This window comes from Stenotrophomonas maltophilia group sp. SKK55 (assembly GCF_057179845.1).
The window spans coordinates 1-461 of record NZ_JBXUHP010000017.1; the positions used below are offsets into that span (position 1 = coordinate 1).

The 461-nt window shown below is 64.6% G+C and carries 1 protein-coding gene; it reads left to right on the forward strand.

Going from position 1 to position 461, the window contains the following annotated elements; all coding sequences use genetic code 11:
• Nucleotides 1-447: arsenate reductase ArsC (locus tag AC2A1N_RS09075; protein WP_484372065.1), on the forward strand; the 447-nt coding region annotated here is incomplete at its 5' end.
• Between the last annotated feature and the right edge of the window lie 14 nt (nucleotides 448-461).

A 461-nucleotide genomic window follows, 5' to 3' on the forward strand; every position in this document is an offset into this window, starting at 1 on the left:
GAACGTATCCGCGCTTACAGTGCGGGCAGTCATCCCAAGGGCGTAGTTCATCCGGTGGCCCTGCAGGTGCTCTCGGAGATTGGCTTCGACGTTGCCGGGCTGTCGAGCAAGCCGTGGGATGCATTCGCAGGTCCGGAAGCACCGCAGATGGATCTCATCGTAACGGTGTGCGATCGTGCCGCGGGTGAAGCGTGTCCCGTGTGGCCAGGCCACCCGGCTACCGCCCACTGGGGCATCCCCGACCCGGCCGCAGTGCAGGGCAGTGCTGATCAGGTCCATAAGGCGTTCCTGAGCACGCTTCACCAGCTCCAGCACCGTCTCGGATTGCTGTTGGCGCTTAAGCCTGAAGCGCTGGACCGCATGGCCCTGCAATCGCAGGTGCGGGCGCTGGGCAATGGCGCCGAGGCTCACGCGCCAGATAACACCGGAGAAGCCTCCCCGATGTAGTCGCTGATCTGCCT